Consider the following 604-nt stretch of genomic DNA (forward strand, 5'->3'; position numbering starts at 1 on the left):
ACGACTCAAAGCAGTCGGAAAGAATAGGCTTTTTGATTTACCTAAGTAAAAAAATTGGTTATATCCTCATGATACAGCTCAAAAACCTACCAGGCTAAACGGATTTAGTTGGTCTAAAAAGCGCTAGCTCCCCCTAGCGCTTTTTCTTTTGCATCAGTCAGATTTACCAATGTATCTTCAATCACTTAAAGTGAGAAACGAGTCCATTTTTTTGCTCTCCAGCGATACGCCATTATGATGCCTCGGAACCATTCATCCATCGCGATCGCCATCCAAGCACCAAGCACACCATACCCCCAGTGTACGCCAAGCAAATAGCTCATCGCGACGCCAATGCCCCACATGCTGAGGATACCCATTTTTACTGGGAACTTAATATCGCCAGCGGCTTTCAAGCATGAGATGAAGATCAGGTTAAATACTCGACCCGCTTCGAGAATGATTGACCCTGCAATCAGCACTGCCGCTAATGCGATGATCTTAGGATCTTGTGTGAACAGATCGAGAATTTCATAGCGGAATAGGTAAACCACACAGGTGATCGTGGTTGAGGCGATGAAGCCCACCACAAAGTAACGCTGTACGCGTGACGTTATTTCATCGA

The 604-nt window shown here is 45.2% G+C and carries 1 protein-coding gene; it reads right to left on the reverse strand.

From position 1 onward, the window contains the following. Positions 1-185: 185 nt before the first annotated feature. Positions 186-604: MATE family efflux transporter (locus tag GY683_RS06425; protein WP_297287957.1), on the reverse strand; the 419-nt coding region annotated here is incomplete at its 5' end.

Origin of the sequence: Moraxella sp. (assembly GCF_024227015.1) — a bacterium.
Lineage (GTDB): Bacteria > Pseudomonadota > Gammaproteobacteria > Pseudomonadales > Moraxellaceae > Moraxella.